This window comes from Pseudomonas sp. SDO5271_S396, assembly GCF_054071795.1.
This window is the reverse complement of record NZ_JBSVWB010000005.1, coordinates 68,330-83,720: the sequence shown is the minus strand read 5'-3', so window position 1 is coordinate 83,720 and position 15,391 is coordinate 68,330. Positions and strand designations below refer to the sequence as shown.

The following is a 15,391-nucleotide window of genomic DNA, read 5'->3' as shown; positions in this document are numbered from 1 at the left end:
CAAAACGACTGTTTCTCCCTGAAGAAACGCTGTTCAACTGTGGGAGCTGGCTTGCCTGCGATAGCGGCAGATCAGCTGGCCGATTCATCAACCGGCAGACTGCAATCGCAGGCAAGCCAGCTCCCACATTGACCGTGTTTCAACAGTGGCTATGTGTTGTCCGTTATTTACCGCCACTCCCCGCCACGCTTTCACCGCCGCGGGTCAGGTAATAGGCACCGAGAATCGGGAACATCGTCACCAACATCACCAGCATCGCCACCACGTTGGTCACCGGCACATCCCGTGGGCGGCTCAGTTGGTTGAGCAGCCACAGCGGCAAGGTGCGTTCGTGGCCGGCGGTGAAGGTGGTGACGATGATTTCGTCGAACGACAGCGCAAAGGCGAGCATGCCGCCGGCCAGCAAGGCCGAGCCCAGGTTGGGCAGGATGATGTAGCGGAAGGTCTGCCAGCCGTCGGCGCCCAGGTCCATCGAGGCTTCGATCAGGCTGTGGGACGTGCGGCGCAAGCGGGCGATGACGTTGTTGTAGACGATCACCACGCAGAAGGTCGCGTGACCGACGACGATGGTGAACATCCCGGGCTCGATGCCCAGTGTCTTGAACGTCGCCAATAACGCGATACCGGTGATGATCCCCGGCAAGGCAATCGGCAGGATCAGCATCAGCGATACCCCTTGCTTGCCGAAGAACTCGCGGCGATACAACGCCGCCGAGGCCAGGGTGCCGAGCACCATGGCGATCAGCGTGGCGATGGCCGCAATCTGCAGCGACAACTTGATCGCGTCCAGCACGTCCGGCCGGGCGAAGGCCACGCTGAACCACTTCAGGGTGAAGCCCTGGGGCGGAAAGCTGAACGCGGCTTCTTCGGTGTTGAAGGCGTAGAGGAAGATGATCAGGATCGGGAAGTGCAGAAACACCAACCCGCCCCAGGCTGCGATCTTCAGACCCAGCGAAGATTTCTCAGAGTGCATCGAAGGCCCCCAGGCGTTTGACGATGGAGAGGTAAACCGCGATCAGCACGATGGGCACCAGGGTGAACGCCGCCGCCATGGGCATGTTGCCGATGGCGCCTTGCTGGGCGTAGACCATGCTGCCCACGAAGTAACCCGGCGGCCCTACCAGCTGCGGCACGATGAAATCGCCCAGGGTCAGCGAAAACGTGAAGATGGAGCCGGCGGCAATGCCCGGCACCGACAGCGGCAAAATCACCTGCATGAAGGTCTGGCGCGGCTTGGCCCCCAGGTCGGCCGAGGCTTGCAGCAAGGACGGCGGCAAACGCTCCAGGGAGGCCTGGATCGGCAGAATCATGAATGGCAGCCAGATATAGACGAACACCATGAAGCGCCCCAGGTGCGAGGTACTCAAGGTGCTGCCGCCCACGCCGGGAATGCCCAGCACGAATTGCAACAGCGGCTCCAGGCCCAGGTGCTGCACGAACCACTGCGCCACGCCGCCCTTGGCCAGCAGCAAGGTCCAGGCATACGCCTTGACGATGTAGCTGGCCCACATCGGCATCATCACCGCGATATAGAAAAACGCCTTGGTCTTGCCCGTGGTGTAGCGCGCCATGTAGTAGGCGATCGGGAAGGCGACGATAGCGCTGGCGATGGACACCACGATCGCCATGCTCAAGGTGCGCACGATGATGTCGAAGTTCGACGGCTGGAACAGCGCGGCGAAGTTGGCCAGGGTCAGGTCCGGCGTGACCGCCATGGTGAAGTCGTCGAAGGTATAGAAACCCTGCCACAGCAACGTCAGCAACGAACCCAGGTAGATCGCGCCGAACCAGATCAGCGGCGGCACCAGCAGCATCGCCAGATAGAGGTTGGGCTTGCGGTACAGCAGGTTGGAAAACCTGCGCATCGGCGGATGGGAAATGGCCAGGCTCATGTCACACCTCGCCTGCGGTATCGGTGAGCGGCACCATGGCTTCACGGGCCCAGCGTGCGCTGAGGGTCTGACCGACCTGATGGCCGGCGCTGGTGTCCAGCCACTGGTTGTTGGCGCGGCTGATGTTCAGCGTCTGGCCGTTGTCCAGTGTCAGCTCATACCGGGTCGCACTGCCCTGGTACTGGATATCGTGCAGCAGACCGCTGATTTCCACCTCGTCGGCGCCCAATGGTCCTTCGGCGATACGCACGTGTTCGGGGCGGATCGAGAACGGCTGGGCCTTGCCGCTGAGGCGTTGGGCCAGCTCGCCGCGAATCACATTGGAGGTGCCGACGAATTCGGCCACGAACGGTGTGGCGGGTTTCATGTACAGATTGCGCGGGGTGTCGACCTGCTCGATACGGCCCTTGTTGAAGACGGCCACACGGTCCGACATCGAGAGTGCTTCGGTCTGGTCGTGGGTCACGAAAATAAAGGTGATGCCTAATTGGCGTTGCAGTTTCTTCAGTTCGCTTTGCATCTGCTCGCGCAATTTCAGGTCGAGGGCGCCCAGCGGTTCGTCCAGCAACAGCACGCGCGGACGATTGACCAGCGCGCGGGCCAGGGCGACCCGCTGGCGCTGGCCGCCGGAAAGCTGCACCGGCTTGCGGTCGCCGTAGCCGCCGAGGGCGACCATGGTCAGGGCTTCTTCGGCGCGGTTCAGGCGTTCAGCCTTGCCCACACCCTTGACCTTGAGGCCGTAGGCGACGTTATCGCGCACGTTCATATGGGGGAACAGCGCGTAGTCCTGGAACACTGTGTTCACATCGCGCTGATACGGCGGCAAGCCGGCGGCTTCCTCGCCGTGGATGCGGATCGAGCCGGCGCTGGGCTGCTCGAACCCGGCGATCAGGCGCAGGCAGGTGGTTTTGCCCGAGCCGGATGGGCCGAGCATGGAAAAGAACTCGCCGTCCTGGATATCGATGGAAACCCGGTCAACGGCCTTCACTTCGCCGAACTGACGGGAAACGTGGGTGAATTGGACTGCAAGCGTCATGGTGCGGTGCTCCAAAAAGGCGCGGGTCGTCGCAGCGGCCCGGCCTGGACTTCTGAAAAAACGTGGAATCTGTAATCGCAACTCAAATGTGGGCGCTTTTCTGTGGGAGCCGGGCTTGCCCGCGATGCAGGCACCCCGGTGTGTCTGTTACACCGAGGTGATGCCATCGCAGGCAAGCCAGCTCCCACAGAAGCCAGCCTCCCCAAGGGAGCCAGGAGTCAGCGACCGCCCATGATCGCGATGTAGTCCTGGGTCCAGCGGCTGTACGGCACGAACTTGCCGCCTTCGGCCTGCGGGGTTTTCCAGAAGGCGATCTTGTCGAATTGGTCGAAACCGTTGGTCTTGCAGCCTTCGGCGCCGAGCAGTTCGCTTTCCTTGCACGCGGCCGGTACGGCCGGCAGCGAGCCGAACCAGGCGGCGACGTCGCCCTGGACTTTCGGTTGGAGCGACCAGTCCATCCACTTGTAGGCGCAGTTGGGGTGCTTGGCGTCGGTGTGCAGCATGGTGGTGTCGGCCCAGCCGGTGGCGCCTTCCTTGGGAATGGTCGAGGCGATCGGCTGTTTCTCGTTCTGCAGGCCGTTGACCTGATACGGCCAGGCGCTGGAGGCCACCACGCCTTCGTTCTTGAAGTCACTCATTTGCACGGTGGTGTCGTGCCAGTAGCGGTGGATCAATGGCTGCTGGGCGCGCAACAGTTCAAGCACAGCCTTGTATTGCGCTTCGGTCAGCTCATAGGGATTCTGGATGCCCAATTCCGGCTTGGCGCTCTTGAGGTACAGCGCCGCATCGGCGATGTAGATCGGGCCGTCATAGGCTTGCACGCGGCCTTTGTTCGGCTTGCCGTCCGGCAGGTTCTGCGCGTCGAACAGCACGTTCCAGCTGGTGGGCGCGGTCTTGAACACGTTGGTGTTGTACATCAGCACGTTCGGGCCCCATTGGTACGGGGTGCCGTAGGTTTCCTTGTTGACCACGTACCAGGGCGCATCCTTGAGGCGCGGGTCGATGTTCTTCCAGTTGGGTATCAACGCCGTGTTGATTGGCTGCACCCGCTTGCCGACGATCAAGCGCAGCGAGGCATCGCCCGATGCGGTGACCAGGTCATAGCCGCCCTTGGCCATCAGGCTGACCATTTCGTCAGAGGTGGCGGCGGTTTTCACATTGACCTTGCAGCCGGTTTCCTTCTCGAAACCGCTGACCCAATCGTAGGCCTTGTCGCTTTCGCCCCGCTCGATGTAGCCGGGCCAGGCGACGATATCCAATTGGCCTTCGCCGGCGCCCACCGCTTTGAGCGGTTCGGCGGCCTGCAGGCTGGCGCTGGCCAGCAACGCGGTGGTCAGGGCACTGAGCAGTGCGGTCTTGTGCGCGGACATGGGGTTTCCCTCTTCTTTAATTATGGTCGGGGCAGTCTGTGAAGCCGTAACGCATGAGCTTAGTTGTTGTTTTAAAGATGTTGGCCGTGACGCGCCATGATGTGTCGCACCACGCTGTAGTCCTGTAGCGAATCGCTGGACAGATCCTTGCCGTACCCCGAGCGCTTCAAGCCGCCGTGGGGCATTTCGCTGACCAGCATGAAATGGCTGTTGATCCAGGTGCAGCCGTATTGCAGGCGCGCCGCCACTTGCATGGCCTTGTCCAGGTTCTGGGTCCACACCGACGAGGCCAGGCCGTATTCGGAGTCGTTGGCCCAGTCCACCGCCTGCTCGAGCTCATCGAAGCGGGTCACGGTGACCACCGGGCCGAACACCTCGCGCTGCACGATTTCGTCATGCTGCTTGCAGCCGGCGAGCAGGGTGGGCTGGTAATAGAAGCCCGGGCCGGAATGCACCGCGGCGCCGGTGATGCGTTCGATATGCGGCTGGCCGAGGGCGCGTTCGACAAAACTGGCCACGCGGTCGCGCTGGCGGGTGCTGATCAACGGACCGAGTTCGTTGTCGGCATCGCGCTTGCCGGCAAAGCGCAGGCTGCTGACGGCGGCGCCGAGCTCGGCGACCAGCTTGTCGTGGATACCGGCCTGGGCGTAGATGCGGCAGGCGGCGGTGCAGTCCTGGCCGGCGTTGTAGTAACCGTAGGCGCGAACGCCCTCGACCACGGCTTGCAGGTCGGCGTCGTTGCACACGATCACCGGGGCCTTGCCACCCAGTTCCAGGTGTGTGCGTTTAAGGGTCTTGGATGCGGCTTGCAGGATTTTTTGCCCGGTCACGATATCGCCGGTCAGCGAGACCATGCGCACCTTGGCGTGGCTGACCAAGTGACTGCCAACGCCTTCACCACCGCCACACAAAATGTTGATCACGCCGCGTGGCAACAGCTCTTTAAGCACGGGGGCCAGGGCCAGGATCGACAGCGGCGTATGTTCCGACGGTTTGAACACCAAGGTATTACCGGCGGCGAGGGCCGGGGCGATTTTCCACGCGGCCATCATCAGCGGGTAGTTCCACGGCGCAATCGAAGCGACGACGCCAATCGGATCGCGACGGACCATGCTGGTATAACCCGGCAGGTATTCACCGCTCAGTTGGCCGGTCTGGCAGCGCACGGCCCCGGCGAAGAAGCGGAATACATCGACGGTAGCGCTCAAGTCATCCTGGCGCGCCAGGTGCAACGGCTTGCCGCAGTTCAGGGATTCCAGCCGGGCCAGATAGTCGGCTTGTTGTTCGATGGCGTCAGCGATGCCCAGCAGAATGTTTGAACGTTGCTGCGGCGTGGTGCGCGACCAACCGGCAAAAGCGCGATGGGCGGCAAGGATCGCGGTTTCGACCTGCTCGGTGCCGGCTTCGGCGATCTGGGTGAGCACTTCACCGGTGGCCGGGTTGAGAATCGGCTCGGCAAACCCCTGGCCCTGGACCAGTTCGCCGTCGATCAACAACGCAGTGAGCAGCGGGGTGGGCGCGCCGGACATTTTTCGCGATCTCTTTTCTTGTATGGCCATGGACGTTCTCTTACGAGCGCCTGACCTTTCTCTTATGGGATAAGCAGAGACTAGAGGTCAGGCGCGAGGTCAACAAATACTAAATATTGAATGCAGCATTCGATTAAATAGATGGCTTGCGCGGATGCGGCTGTTCGCGGGCCACCGTCAGGAACGGGTCCACCAGCGCCGGGCGCGCCGTGCCCCGGCGCCAGGCCAGGCCGACGTCGAGGGTCTGGCTGAGGTCGGCAATCGTTCGCGCCTCGATGATGTCGCCCTCAAGCGACCAGGGTCGATAGGTCATGTCGGGCTGAATCGACACGCCCAGTCCGGCGGCCACCAGGCTGCGCACGGCTTCGGTGGAGGCGGTGCGCAACGTGACGCGTGGTTGCAGGCCTGCGCCGGTCCACAGGCGTTGGGCGTTGTGGCCCATTTCATCGACGTTGAGCTGAATCAGCGGCTCGCGGGCGACATCTGCGAGGTTAATGCTGTCGTGCTCGAGCAACGGATGCTGCGCCGGTAGCCAAAGGCGGTGGGGCGAGTGGGTGAGCACTTCGGTTTGCAATGCATGGCGGTCTTCGAGGTTGGAGAGGATCAGCACGCCCACATCGATTTCGCCGCTGACCAGCAAATGCTCGATATAGGGGCGTTCATCCTCCATGACACGAATTTCCACATTGGGGTAGGCGCGCTGGAAGCGGGTGAGCAGGTCGGCAAGGTAGTAGCCGGCCACCAGGCTGGTCACGCCGATGATCAGTTGCCCGGCCACCTGGTCGGTACTCTGTTGCAGGCTGCGCTTGGCGTTGTCGACGGTGGCGAGGATCAAGTGCGCCTGGCGCAGGAATTGATGGCCCTGGTGGGTCAGGGTCATGCCTTTGGCGTGGCGGTTGAACAGGTTGACGCCGATCTCCTGCTCCAGTTGCTGGATCGCCAGGGTCAGGGTCGACTGGGAGATGAACGCGGTTTGCGCGGCGGCTGAGATCGAGCCGGTCTCGGCCACGGCAATAAAGTGCCGGATTTGACGCAGGGTCATCATGCTGGAATTACCAGTGGGGTGTTTTTATAGATGTTCTCGAGTGTATATCGATTTAAGTGAAGGGCGGCCGAGTTACATCTGGAAGCACTCTAGATCGCGGTCTTTTGGCACTTGGTTTTACGCTGGGGGCCGGTTGACCCTATGAACCCAGGCGTCTGGAGGCTGCGAATGAATACCCGTGGATTGCTCGATCAATTGCTCAAATCTGGTCAGGACCTGTTGCAGAACAAGGCAACGGGTCAACGTAAACCGCAAGATAAAGGCGCTCTGGACGGTCTGCTCGGCAGTGGCGGCCTCGGCAGCCTGCTCGGTGGCGCGGGAGGCGGTGCCCTGGCGGCGGGCGCGATGGGCCTGCTGCTGGGCAACAAGAAGGCTCGCAAATTCGGCGGCAAGGCCCTGGCCTATGGTGGTCTGGCCGCCCTCGGGGTGATTGCCTACAAGGCTTACGGTAACTGGCAGGCGCAACAGGCCACCGCGCCGAAGGGCGAGCCGCAAACCCTCGACCGCCTGCCGCCGGCCCAGGTCGAGCAGCACAGCCAGGGCATCCTCAAGGCGCTGGTCGCCGCCGCCAAGGCCGACGGCCACGTCGACGAGCGCGAACGTGCGCTGATCGAAGGCGAATTCTCACGGCTCGACAGTGACCGTGAACTGCAAGGCTGGCTGCACGCCGAGCTGAACAAACCGCTGGATCCGGCTGATGTGGCCCGCGCAGCGGGTACGCCGGAAATGGCCGCCGAGATGTACATCGCCAGCGTCATGTTGGTGGATGAGGAGAACTTCATGGAAAAAGCCTACCTCGACGAACTGGCGCGCCAGCTCGGGCTTGAGCCAGGCTTGAAGGCGGAGCTGGAAAAACAGGTACGCCTGAACCAATAACTGTGGTGTTTTTTGATCGTTCCCACGCTCCGCGTGGGAACGCCGCCCCTGGACGCTCTGCGTCCACCTTTGAAGTCGTGACGCGGAGCGTCACAGGATGCGTTTCCACGCAGAGCGTGGGAACGATCGGTCCTCAAGACAGTTGTCCCACATCGAGTTTTTTGCATTCTGTGAGTGCTACATCAAAACCCATTGATAAATGAGGGCTTCTGCTCAGCTATACTGCCCGACATTTGATCGGCCCTTCGAGGACTCACTGTGAAGAACTGGACCTTGCGCCAACGGATCTTGGCAAGCTTTGCGGTCATTATCGCCATCATGCTGTTAATGGTTGTGGTCTCCTATTCACGGTTGCTGAAGATCGAAAGCAGCGAAGTCGCGGTGCGCGACGACGCGGTGCCTGGGGTGTACCTCAGTTCGATGATCCGCAGCGCCTGGGTCGACAGTTACCTGCAAACCCTTGAATTGCTGGGCCTGCGCGAAGACAAGAAACTGAGCGAGGCCGACAAGACCGAGTTCAAATCCTTCGAAGCGCGCATCCTGCAGCAGATGGACAACTACGAAAAAACCATCTCCGGCAGCAACGATCGGTCCGAGTTCGACAAATTCGAAGCCCTGCACCAGGCCTATAACAAGAGCCTGTCCACCGTGCTCGACAGCCTGCAAAACGGTGACCTGGCTGCCGCGCGCAAGGCGTTCGACACAGAGTTGACGCCGACCTGGACCGCAGGCCGGATGAAGCTCAACGACATCATTACCGAAAACAAGAACGTCGCCGACCGTGCGACCAACGCCATTGATGAGGCGGTATCGGCGGCGAAAATCAGCATGTTCGTGTCATTGGCCGTGGCGATCCTCGCCGCCGGCCTGTGTGGCTTGCTGCTGATGCGCGCGATCATGTCGCCGATGCAGCGTATCGTCGATATCCTCGAAACCATGCGCGATGGCGACCTGAGCAAGCGCCTGAACCTGGAGCGCAAGGACGAATTCGGCGCGGTGGAAACCGGCTTCAACGACATGATGACCGAGCTGACGGCCCTGGTATCCCAGGCCCAGCGTTCTTCGGTGCAGGTGACTACCTCCGTCACCGAGATTGCCGCCACCTCCAAGCAGCAACAGGCCACCGCTACCGAAACGGCTGCCACGACCACCGAGATCGGTGCCACATCGCGGGAAATCGCCGCAACTTCCAAGGACTTGGTCCGCACCATGACCGAAGTCTCCACCGCCGCCGACCAGGCATCGGTCGCCGCCGGCTCCGGCCAGCAAGGCCTGGCACGCATGGAAGAGACCATGCACTCGGTGATGGGCGCCGCCGACCTGGTGAACGCCAAGCTGGCGATCCTCAATGAGAAGGCCGGCAACATCAACCAGGTGGTGGTGACCATCGTCAAGGTGGCCGACCAGACCAACCTGTTGTCCCTCAACGCTGCCATCGAGGCCGAGAAGGCCGGCGAATACGGGCGCGGTTTTGCCGTGGTGGCCACCGAAGTGCGTCGCCTGGCCGACCAGACTGCGGTGGCCACTTACGATATCGAGCAGATGGTGCGCGAGATCCAGTCGGCGGTGTCGGCGGGGGTGATGGGTATGGACAAGTTCTCCGAAGAAGTGCGCCGGGGCATGTTCGAAGTGCAGCAAGTGGGCGAGCAACTGTCGCAGATCATTCATCAGGTACAGGCGCTGGCGCCGCGGGTGTTGATGGTCAACGAAGGCATGCAGGCCCAGGCCACCGGCGCCGAGCAGATCAACCACGCCCTGGTGCAACTGGGCGATGCCAGCAGCCAGACCGTCGAATCCCTGCGCCAGGCCAGCTTCGCCATCGATGAGCTGAGCCAGGTGGCGGTCGGTCTGCGCAGCGGCGTGTCGCGTTTCAAAGTCTGATGAGCGACCTCGCGGCTAAACGCGGCGCCGTCCCGGCAGCGAAAAAGGTGCTGTTCCTGGTGTTTCACATCGGCAGCGAACGCTATGCCCTCAAGGCCACGGAAGTGGCGGAGGTATTGCCGCGCCTGCCGCTCAAACCCATCGCCCATGCACCCCTGTGGGTGGCGGGCATTTTTGCCCACCGTGGCGCGCTGGTGCCGGTGATCGACCTCAGTGCACTGAGCTTCGGCGTCGCCGCCCAGGTGCGTACCAGTACGCGGCTGGTGCTGGTCAACTATCAACCGCAACCCTGGATCGATGCGCGCCCGCTGGGCCTGATCCTGGAGCAGGCCACCGACACCCTGCGTTGCGATCCCGCCGAGTTCCAGCCCTATGGCCTGGACAATCGCCAGGCGCCGTACCTGGGCCCGGTGCGCGAAGACGCCGCAGGCTTGATGCAATGGATCGGTGTGGCCGATTTGCTTACCGACGAGGTGCGCACCTTGTTGTTTTCCGCCGAGTTGAGCCTATGAGCAGCGATCCGCGCTTTTCGGCCTTCCTCAAGGAGCGTATCGGCCTGGACGTGGCGTCGGTGGGCGAAGCGATCATCGAACGTGCCGTGCGCCAACGCATTCAGGCGCTCAATGCGCGTACGGCGGACGACTACTGGCAGCATTTGCACAGCTCTCACGATGAACAGCAGGCCCTGATCGAGGCGGTGATCGTCCCCGAAACCTGGTTTTTCCGTTACCCCGAATCGTTCGCGACGCTGGCCCGTCTGGCCAAGACGCGCCTCAAGCAGATGCGCGCACTGCGCATCCTGAGCCTGCCCTGTTCCACGGGTGAAGAACCCTATTCGATTGCCATGGCCCTGCTCGATGCCGGTTTCGCCCCGCACCAATTCAAGGTGCAGGGCATGGACGTCAGCCCGTTGTCGGTGGAGCGCGCGCGTCGCGGGGTGTATGGACGCAATTCGTTTCGGGGCACCGACACCGAGTTTCGCGAGCGCCACTTCACCGAGCACGCCGATGGTTATCACCTGGCCGAGCGGGTGCGTGAACAGGTGCGCCTGCAAGTCGGCAACCTGCTCGACCCGGCCCTGCTGGCCAATGAGGCCGCTTACGACTTCGTGTTTTGCCGCAACCTGCTGATCTACTTCGACCAGCCGACCCAGAAACAGGTGTTCGAGGTGCTCAAGGACTTGACCCATGTGGACGGCGTGCTGTTCATCGGCCCGGCCGAAGGTAGCCTGTTGGGGCGCCATGGCATGCGTTCGATCGGTGTGCCGCAGTCGTTTGCGTTCAGCCGGCATGCCGAACCTGTCCGGCCGGAACCGGTGTTTACGCCGATGCCTGTTCCCGTTCCCCAGCGCAGCGCAGCGCCGATTGCGACGCGGCCGCGGCCATTCAGCAGCGTTCGTCCCCAGGAAACACTGCCCAAGGCGCAGCCGTCCGAGGCCGGGGACTTGCTCGGCCGCATCGCGACCCTTGCCAATGAAAGGCGCAGCACCGAGGCTCGTGCGGCCTGTGAAGCGTATCTGAACAACCACCCGCCGGCCGCCCAGGTGTTCTACTGGCTGGGGCTGCTCAGCGATGTGGCCGGCAGCACCCTGGAAGCCCAGGGTTTTTACCGGAAAGCCTTGTACCTGGAACCCCAGCATCCGCAGGCCCTGATGCACCTGGCCGCGCTGCTCGAGTCCCAGGGTGACAGCGCGGGGGCGCGCCGTCTGCAGGCGCGGGCCGCCCGTAGCGAGCGAGCTGACAGTGAGCCTGAACGATGAGTAGCCCAGCCTCCCTCGATACCACCGGCCTGGACCTGACCCTGGCCGATACCCAAGCCATCGACGATTGCTGGAACCGCATCGGCATCCATGGCGACAAATCCTGCCCGTTGCTGGTGGACCACATCCACTGCCGCAACTGCTCGGTGTATTCCGCAGCCGCCACGCGCCTGCTGGACCGCTATGCCTTGCAACAGGATGAACATCGTCCCCAGGCCACCGTGGAGGCCGATGAGGAGATTGTCACCCGCTCGCTGCTGATGTTCCGCCTGGGCGAGGAATGGCTGGGCATCGCCACCCGTTGCCTGGTCGAAGTCGCGCCGTTGCAGCCGATTCACTCCCTGCCGCACCAGCGCTCCCGAGCCTTGCTCGGCGTGGCCAATGTGCGTGGCGCGCTGGTGGCGTGCCTGTCGCTGGTGGAACTGCTGGGGCTCGATGCCACCAGCCAGGGCACCGGCGGCGGACGCATCATGCCGCGCATGCTGATCATCGCCGCGCAGGATGGCCCGGTGGTGGTGCCGGTGGATGAGGTCGACGGCATCCATGCCATCGATGAGCGCACCTTGAAGGCGGCGTCGGCTTCCGGCCCCCAGGCCAGTGCGCGCTACACCCAGGGTGTGTTGCAGTGGAAAGGCCGAAGCCTGCGTTGGCTGGACGAGGCGCAATTGTTGTCCGCCGTGACCCGGAGCCTCACATGACCCCAGACCAGATGCGCGATGCCTCGCTGCTGGAACTGTTCAGCCTGGAAGCCGATGCGCAGACCCAGGTCTTGAGCGCGGGCCTGTTGGCCCTTGAGCGCAACCCGACCCAGGCCGACCAACTGGAAGCCTGCATGCGCGCCGCCCACTCGCTCAAGGGCGCGGCGCGGATTGTCGGCGTGGACGCCGGGGTCAGCGTGTCCCATGTCATGGAAGATTGCCTGGTCAGCGCCCAGGAAGGTCGTCTGTATCTGCAACCCGAACATATCGACGCGTTGCTGCAGGGCACCGACCTGCTGATGCGCATCGCCACGCCGGGCAATGACGTGGGCCCGGCGGATATCGAAGGGTATGTGGCGTTGATGGAACGCCTGCTCGATCCGGCCCAGGCGCCGGTCAAGGTCACGCCACCACCGTCACCCCCGCCTGTCGCGCCGCCGGAGCCTGCGCCTGCACCGCTCGTTGAAGAGTTGCCGCCGGAGCCCGAACCAGCGCCGCCGGTTGCCGCTGAGCCGGTACGCCAGAGCAAGCGTATGACTGAAGGTGGCGAGCGTGTGTTGCGGGTGACCGCCGAACGCCTCAATAGCCTGTTGGACCTGTCCAGCAAATCCCTGGTGGAAACCCAGCGGCTCAAACCCTACCTGGCCAGCCTCCAGCGCTTGAAGCGTATTCAAAGCCAGAGCGTGCGTGCCCTGGATACGCTGGACGGCCAGCTCAAGACCCAGGCGTTGAGTCTTGAAGCCCAGGAGGCCCTGGCCGATACCCGGCGGTTGCTCAGCGAAGCCCAGGCGCTGCTGGCGGAAAAAACCGCCGAGCTCGACGAGTTCGGCTGGCAGGCCGGGCAGCGTGCGCAAGTGCTCTATGACACCGCGCTGGCGTGCCGCATGCGCCCGTTTGCCGATGTGCTGGCCGGGCAGGTGCGCATGGTGCGCGACCTGGGCCGCAGCCTGGGCAAACAGGTACGCCTGGAAATCGAAGGCGAAAAGACTCAGGTCGACCGCGACGTGCTGGAAAAGCTCGAAGCGCCGCTCACTCATTTATTGCGCAATGCCGTCGACCACGGTATCGAAATGCCCGAACAACGGGTGCTGGCCGGCAAGCCGGCGGAAGGCGTGATCCGCCTGCGGGCGTCCCATCAGGCCGGCCTGCTGGTGCTGGAGTTGAGCGACGACGGTAACGGTGTCGACCTGGAGCGCCTGCGCGGCACCATTGTCGACCGGCACCTGTCGCCGCTGGAAACCGCGTTGCGCCTGAGCGAAGAGGAACTGCTGACTTTCCTGTTCCTGCCGGGGTTCAGCCTGCGTGACAAGGTCACCGAGGTGTCCGGGCGCGGTGTCGGGCTGGATGCGGTGCAGCATATGGTCCGCCAACTGCGCGGGGCGGTGGTGCTGGAGCAGACGGCGGGGCAGGGCAGCCGCTTCCATCTGGAGGTGCCGCTGACCCTGTCGGTGGTGCGCAGCCTGGTGGTGGAAGTCGGTGAAGAAGCCTATGCCTTCCCGCTGGCGCATATCGAGCGCATGTGCGACCTGGCGCCGGATGACATCGTGCAACTGGAAGGCCGCCAGCATTTCTGGCACGAAGGTCGGCATGTCGGCCTGGTCGCCGCCAGCCAGCTGTTGCAGCGCCCGGCCGGGCAGAACAGCGAAGACACCCTGAAGGTGGTGGTGATCCGCGAGCGCGATGCGGTGTATGGCATCGCGGTGGAGCGGTTCATCGGCGAGCGCACGCTGGTGGTGTTGCCGCTGGACGACCGCCTGGGCAAGGTCCAGGACATTTCCGCCGGCGCCCTGCTGGACGACGGCTCGGTGGTGCTGATCGTCGACGTGGAAGACATGCTGCGTTCGGTGGACAAACTGCTCAACACCGGTCGCCTCGAACGCATCGCCCGGCGCAGCCAGCAAACCAGCGAAGCGCCACGCAAACGCGTGCTGGTGGTGGATGACTCGCTGACGGTGCGCGAGTTGCAGCGCAAATTGCTGCTTAATCGTGGTTATGAAGTGGCCGTCGCGGTCGATGGCATGGACGGATGGAACGCCTTGCGCTCCGAAGACTTCGACCTGCTGATCACTGACATTGATATGCCTCGCATGGACGGTATTGAATTGGTCACACTCCTGCGCCGTGACAGTCGCCTGCAATCGTTGCCGGTGATGGTGGTGTCGTACAAGGATCGCGAAGAAGACCGGCGACGTGGACTGGACGCCGGCGCCGACTATTATCTAGCCAAAGCCAGTTTCCACGATGACGCGTTGCTGGACGCCGTGGTGGAGCTGATCGGAGGTGCGCGGGCATGAGGATTGCGATCGTCAATGACATGCCCCTGGCCGTGGAGGCCTTGCGCCGCGCCTTGAGTTTCGAGCCCGCCCACGAGGTGGTGTGGGTGGCCAGCAATGGCCTGGAAGCGGTGCAGCGCTGCGCCGAATTGACGCCGGACATGATCCTGATGGACCTGATCATGCCGGTGATGGATGGCGTGGAAGCCACCCGGCGAATCATGGCGGAGACGCCGTGCGCCATCGTGATCGTCACCGTCGACCGCCAGGCCAACGTGAGCCGGGTGTTCGAAGCCATGGGCCATGGCGCGCTGGACGTTGTCGACACGCCAACCCTGGGCGTCGGCAACCCCCGCGATGCGGCGGCGCCGCTGTTGCGCAAGATCCTCAATATCGGCTGGCTGATCGGTCAGCGCGGTAGCCGTGTCCGCGCCGAAACCGCGCCCCCGCGCATCAGCGGCACCCGTCAGAGCCTGGTGGCCATCGGTTCGTCGGCGGGTGGCCCGGCTGCCCTGGAAACCCTGCTCAAGGGCTTGCCGCGGGACTTCCCTGCCGCCATCGTGCTGGTGCAGCATGTGGACCAGGTGTTCGCCGCCGGCATGGCCGAATGGCTGAGCAGTGCGTCGAGCCTGCCGGTGCGCCTGGCCCGCGAGGGGGAGCCGCCGCAACGCGGCGTGGTGCTGCTGGCCGGCACCAACCATCACATTCGTCTATTGAAGAATGGCACGCTAGCCTATACCGCAGAGCCGGTGAACGAGATTTACCGGCCTTCCATCGATGTGTTTTTCGAGAGCGTGGCCAGCCATTGGAACGGTGATGCCGTCGGTGTGCTGCTCACCGGCATGGGGCGCGACGGGGCCCAGGGCCTCAAGTTGCTGCGTGAACAAGGATATTTGACCATCGCCCAGGATCAGCAGAGCTCGGCGGTGTATGGCATGCCCAAAGCGGCGGCGGCGATTGACGCTGCTGTTGAAATTCGCCCACTGGACAGAATTGCGCCCCGTCTGCTGGAGGTATTTGCAAAATGACGCA

The 15,391-nt window shown here is 63.2% G+C and carries 13 protein-coding genes; 7 read left to right on the top strand and 6 right to left on the bottom strand.

Annotation, left to right across the window (positions count from 1 at the left end; all coding sequences use genetic code 11):
• Window positions 1-163 precede the first annotated feature (163 nt).
• From ACW9IN_RS05960 to ACW9IN_RS05935, 6 genes are all read right to left on the bottom strand, one after another.
• Entirely contained in the window at window positions 164-973 is an 810-nt protein-coding gene (locus tag ACW9IN_RS05960; protein WP_457365004.1) for an ABC transporter permease, read from the bottom strand.
• Window positions 963-1,892 carry an ABC transporter permease gene (locus ACW9IN_RS05955; RefSeq protein ID WP_457365003.1) on the bottom strand — a complete coding sequence of 310 codons (930 nt, stop codon included), beginning with the start codon at window positions 1,890-1,892 and terminating at the stop codon, window positions 963-965. Before ACW9IN_RS05955 ends, ACW9IN_RS05960 begins: the two co-directional genes overlap by 11 nt.
• A 1-nt stretch (window position 1,893) precedes the next feature.
• On the bottom strand, window positions 1,894-2,928 hold the full coding sequence (locus ACW9IN_RS05950; RefSeq protein WP_457365002.1) for an ABC transporter ATP-binding protein: 1,035 nt from the start codon (window positions 2,926-2,928) through the stop codon (window positions 1,894-1,896).
• A gap of 218 nt (window positions 2,929-3,146) precedes the next feature.
• Window positions 3,147-4,298 (bottom strand): putative ABC transporter substrate-binding protein YdcS, encoded by a 1,152-nt coding sequence (gene ydcS, locus ACW9IN_RS05945; protein WP_457365001.1) that lies wholly within the window; start codon window positions 4,296-4,298, stop codon window positions 3,147-3,149.
• A gap of 71 nt (window positions 4,299-4,369) precedes the next feature.
• On the bottom strand, window positions 4,370-5,827 hold the full coding sequence (locus ACW9IN_RS05940) for a gamma-aminobutyraldehyde dehydrogenase (protein ID WP_457365000.1): 1,458 nt from the start codon (window positions 5,825-5,827) through the stop codon (window positions 4,370-4,372).
• Between the two features lie 133 nt (window positions 5,828-5,960).
• The gene (locus ACW9IN_RS05935; protein ID WP_457364999.1) at window positions 5,961-6,872 is read right to left on the bottom strand and encodes a LysR family transcriptional regulator; all 912 of its coding nucleotides are present in this window, start codon (window positions 6,870-6,872) and stop codon (window positions 5,961-5,963) included.
• A gap of 168 nt (window positions 6,873-7,040) precedes the next feature.
• On the opposite strand from ACW9IN_RS05935, the gene ACW9IN_RS05930 reads away from it, so the two are divergent.
• From ACW9IN_RS05930 to cheB, 7 genes are all read left to right on the top strand, one after another.
• The gene (locus ACW9IN_RS05930) at window positions 7,041-7,748 is read left to right on the top strand and encodes a tellurite resistance TerB family protein (protein ID WP_457364998.1); all 708 of its coding nucleotides are present in this window, start codon (window positions 7,041-7,043) and stop codon (window positions 7,746-7,748) included.
• Between the two features lie 258 nt (window positions 7,749-8,006).
• A complete protein-coding gene (locus ACW9IN_RS05925) occupies window positions 8,007-9,629 on the top strand; it encodes a methyl-accepting chemotaxis protein (RefSeq protein ID WP_457364997.1) in 1,623 nt (540 codons plus the stop codon).
• On the top strand, window positions 9,629-10,141 hold the full coding sequence (locus ACW9IN_RS05920; RefSeq protein ID WP_457364996.1) for a chemotaxis protein CheW: 513 nt from the start codon (window positions 9,629-9,631) through the stop codon (window positions 10,139-10,141). Before ACW9IN_RS05925 ends, ACW9IN_RS05920 begins: the two co-directional genes overlap by 1 nt.
• Window positions 10,138-11,388, top strand: coding sequence for a CheR family methyltransferase (locus ACW9IN_RS05915; RefSeq protein ID WP_457364995.1), 1,251 nt, complete (start codon window positions 10,138-10,140; stop codon window positions 11,386-11,388). Before ACW9IN_RS05920 ends, ACW9IN_RS05915 begins: the two co-directional genes overlap by 4 nt.
• Window positions 11,385-12,086 carry a chemotaxis protein CheW gene (locus tag ACW9IN_RS05910; protein ID WP_457364994.1) on the top strand — a complete coding sequence of 234 codons (702 nt, stop codon included), beginning with the start codon at window positions 11,385-11,387 and terminating at the stop codon, window positions 12,084-12,086. The genes ACW9IN_RS05915 and ACW9IN_RS05910 overlap by 4 nt, the downstream gene beginning before the upstream one ends.
• Window positions 12,083-14,380 (top strand): response regulator, encoded by a 2,298-nt coding sequence (locus ACW9IN_RS05905; protein WP_457364993.1) that lies wholly within the window; start codon window positions 12,083-12,085, stop codon window positions 14,378-14,380. Before ACW9IN_RS05910 ends, ACW9IN_RS05905 begins: the two co-directional genes overlap by 4 nt.
• Window positions 14,377-15,387: a chemotaxis-specific protein-glutamate methyltransferase CheB gene (gene cheB, locus ACW9IN_RS05900; RefSeq protein WP_457364992.1), complete on the top strand. Its 1,011-nt coding sequence runs from the start codon at window positions 14,377-14,379 to the stop codon at window positions 15,385-15,387. Before ACW9IN_RS05905 ends, cheB begins: the two co-directional genes overlap by 4 nt.
• Window positions 15,388-15,391 lie beyond the last annotated feature (4 nt).